This is a genomic window from Actinoplanes sp. NPDC048791 (genome assembly GCF_040650095.1).
In the GTDB taxonomy this organism is placed as follows: Bacteria; Actinomycetota; Actinomycetes; order Mycobacteriales; family Micromonosporaceae; genus Actinoplanes.
The window spans coordinates 1-3,408 of record NZ_JBEZGQ010000900.1 but is presented as its reverse complement, the minus strand read 5'-3'; the positions used below and the strand labels follow the sequence as shown (position 1 = coordinate 3,408).

The 3,408-nt window shown below is 71.9% G+C and carries 4 protein-coding genes; 3 read left to right on the top strand and 1 reads right to left on the bottom strand.

Annotated elements, in window-relative coordinates; genetic code table 11:
• Window positions 1-322, bottom strand: a 322-nt coding sequence (locus AB0C29_RS39365; protein ID WP_360831759.1) for a hypothetical protein, incomplete at its 3' end; no start/stop codon positions are given.
• Between the two features lie 61 nt (window positions 323-383).
• On the opposite strand from AB0C29_RS39365, the gene AB0C29_RS39360 reads away from it, so the two are divergent.
• From AB0C29_RS39360 to AB0C29_RS39350, 3 genes are all read left to right on the top strand, one after another.
• The gene (locus AB0C29_RS39360) at window positions 384-1,034 is read left to right on the top strand and encodes a TetR family transcriptional regulator (RefSeq protein ID WP_360831756.1); all 651 of its coding nucleotides are present in this window, start codon (window positions 384-386) and stop codon (window positions 1,032-1,034) included.
• Window positions 1,035-1,104: 70 nt separating this feature from the next.
• Entirely contained in the window at window positions 1,105-1,749 is a 645-nt protein-coding gene (locus AB0C29_RS39355; RefSeq protein WP_360831753.1) for a GNAT family protein, read from the top strand.
• Between the two features lie 101 nt (window positions 1,750-1,850).
• Window positions 1,851-3,266, top strand: a complete 1,416-nt coding sequence (locus tag AB0C29_RS39350) for a cellulase family glycosylhydrolase (RefSeq protein WP_360831750.1) — start codon at window positions 1,851-1,853, stop codon at window positions 3,264-3,266.
• The last annotated feature ends 142 nt before the right edge of the window (window positions 3,267-3,408 follow it).

Genomic DNA, 3,408 nt, shown 5'->3' with positions numbered 1-3,408 from the left:
ACGGCGGAGATGCCCTGCTCGTGCGGCGTGTCCGGCGGGTCCGGCCGCAGTCGGTACCGGCGGCGATCAGCGCGGCCACCCCGAGCGGCACCGCGGCCGGCCGGACCAGCGGCAGAGCCAGGCAGGCGAGGAAGCTGGTGAACCCCGGGACGATCACCACCGGAAGGATCTGCCGGCTGTACCGGCGGTGGTAAGCGACGAACGCCGCGGCCGGGACAGCGGCGTAGAGCGGGTAACTCACCCGCGTGGTCAGCGCGGAGACACCGCCGACGTAGGCCGTCAACGCCGCCAGCGCGAGCAGATAGGCATGCGCGAAGTCCATGCTCAGACCCCCCATCATTGGATACAGCACCGCTGTATCCAAATGACCGTAGCATGGGGACGTGCCGCGCCCACCCGCTCCTTCCCGTCGCACCTACGACAGTTCCGGCCGCCAGGAGCAGGCCCGGCGGCGCCGGGCGGAGATCCTGGACGCCTGCCGGGAGGGCCTGCTCCGGCACGGGTACGCGGGCCTGACCATCCGCGCGGTGGCGGAGGGCGCCGGCGTCTCCCAGGAGACCGTCTACAAGACCTTCGGCGGCAAACGCGGCCTGGTCAAAGCGATGTACGACGTCACCCTGGCCGGCGACGACGCACCCGTACCGATGGGCGAGCGACCCGAGGTGCGGGCCCTGCTCGCCGAGCCCGACCCGGTCCGCAAGATAGCGGCGTACGCCCGGATCGCCCGCGGTGTCTCCGAGCGGCTCGGAGCCGTGACCGCCGCCCTGAGCACCGGCGGCACCGAGGCGGCCGAGATCGCGGCGGAGACCGACCGGGAGCGCCTGGCCGGCGTCACCGCTTTCGTCGGCCACCTCGCCGCCGCCGGCCTCCTGCCCGCCGGGCGCGATCCCGCCCAGGCAGCCGACGAGGCGTGGCTGCTGACCGCCCCCGAGGTCTACCGGCTGTGCACGACCGGCCGCGGCTGGCCACCCGAGCGCTACGAGGACTGGCTCCGCCGGATGCTCACCGCGGCCATCCTCGAAGGACCCGGCTGAGCCTCCCCCGGGCCGAGCCGGGCCGGCAAAACCGGGTGCACCGGCCGGGCGGCCTGGCTAGCGTCCGGGCGTGGCCCACACCTATCCCCCGCTGAACGTCGAGATCCGCACGCCGCGCCTGACGCTGGCCGGTGCGTCCGACGACCTACTGGAACGGCTCGTGCCGCTGGTGCGGGCCGGGATCGCCGACGCGGCGCCGTGGCCGTTCGACGACCCGATGTCGCTCTACGCCGACAATCCGGAACGCGAGTGGCGGTGGCTGCGTGGCATCTGGGCCGGCCGGGCCCGGGTGAGCCCGGATGCCTGGCGGCTGTACTTCGTCGTGCTCGTCGACGGCGAACCGGTCGGCATGCAGGACCTCATCGGCACGAACTTCACCCGGTTCGGCACGGTGACCAGCTTCTCGTGGCTGACCCCGGGCAGCCGCGGACGGGGGCTGGGTAAAGAGATGCGGGCGGCGATCCTCCAGCTGGCCTTCGCCGGACTGGGCGCACGGGAGGCCGGCAGCGACGCGTTCGTCGACAACGAGGCGTCCAATCACGTCTCCCGCGCCCTGGGCTACGAACCGAACGGTACGGACTGGGACACCCGCCGCGGCGAGCCCGCGCGGATCCAGCGGTGGCGGCTCACCCGGGACGCCTGGCAGCGGATCAGCCGCGCGGACATCGACCTGATCGGCGTTGAGCAGTGCCGGCCCGTACTGGGCCTCGGCTAGCCCGACTCACATTGCGCCGCTTCACCCGGAGGGTTACAGTCGGCCGTCGTGGGAGCGCTCCCACGCACCCGTCCTCCCCCTGATCCGACGGAGCCCCCTTCATGCGCAGCCTCAGACTCAAGCTCCTCGCGGCCGGCGGGATCATCGCCGCCGCCTCGGCGGTGGCTTTGATCGCCATGCCGGCGTCCGCGGAGACCGCCGCGTTCACCGTGACGAACTCCTGGAACGCCGGCTACCAGGCGAACGTGGTGGTCAAGAACGACACCTCGGCGACCATCTCCACCTGGCGGGTGGAGCTCAGCCTGCCCGCCGGGACGACCGTGGTCAACAGCTGGAACGCCACCCAGGCGAGCTCCGGCGGCGCGTACACGTTCACCCCGGCCGGCTGGAACGCCGCCCTCGCCGCCGGCGCGTCGACCGAGTTCGGCCTGGTCCTCAACGGCACCGGACGGCCCACCACCTGCCTGGTCAACGGCCGCTCCTGCGACGGCTCCGGCACGCCGTCGTCGCCCACCGCGAGCCCGACACCGACGCGGACCACCACGCCCAGCGCGCCGCCGACCACCGCGCCGGCCGGCCGGACGCCGGTGGCGATCAACGGCCAGCTGCACGTCTGCGGCGTCAACCTGTGCAACCAGTACAACCGGCCGATCCAGCTGCGCGGCATGAGCACGCACGGCCTGCAGTGGTTCGCCAACTGCTACAACAACGCCTCCCTGGACGCGCTGGCCAACGACTGGCAGGCCGACCTGTTCCGGATCGCGATGTACGTGCAGGAGGGCGGCTACGAGACCAACCCGGCCGGCTTCACCTCCCAGGTCAACAACCTGGTCGACCTGGCCGAGGCCCGCGGCATGTACGCGCTGATCGACTTCCACACCCTCACGCCGGGCGACCCCAACTACAACCTCGAACGGGCCAAGACCTTCTTCGCCGCCGTCTCCACCCGCAACGCCGCCAAGAAGAACGTGATCTACGAGATCGCGAACGAGCCCAACGGCGTGAGCTGGACCGGCATCAAGAACTACGCCGAGCAGGTCATCCCGGTGATCCGCGCGAACGACCCGGACGCCGTGATCATCGTCGGCACCCGGGGCTGGTCCTCGCTGGGCGTCTCGGACGGTTCCGGCTCGAGCGAGATCACCGCCAACCCGGTCCGGGCCACCAACATCATGTACGCGTTCCACTTCTACGCGGCGTCGCACAAGGACAACTACCGCGCCGAGGTGGAGCGGGCGGCCACCGCGCTGCCGCTGTTCGTGACCGAGTTCGGCACGGTGAGCGCCACCGGTGGCGGTGCCGTCGACACGGCGAGCAGCACGGCGTGGCTCGACCTGCTCGACCGGCTCAAGATCAGCTACGCGAACTGGACGTTCTCCGACGCCGGTGAGGGCAGCGCGGCGTTCCGGGCCGGCACGTGCGCCGGCGGCACGTACGCGGGCACCGGTGTCCTCTCCGAATCGGGTGCGCTGATCCGCAGCCGCATCCGGACCCCGGACAACTTCCCGACCAGCTGACGGTCAGCGCGGCACGACGATGCCGGTGGGTCCCCGCGACTCACCGGCATCGCCGTGTGCGGGGTCCAGCACGTCCGGGAACGAGCCGTCACCGAACAGCACCCGCGAGGCGGCGGCCCGTCCGGGCGGCGTCCGCAGCAGA

What these genes read in the sequence shown, in the direction of transcription:
- AB0C29_RS39350 (WP_360831750.1), top strand. Translation starts at nt 1,851, where the DNA reads ATGCGCAGCCTCAGACTCAAGCTCCTCGCGGCCGGCGGGATCATCGCC.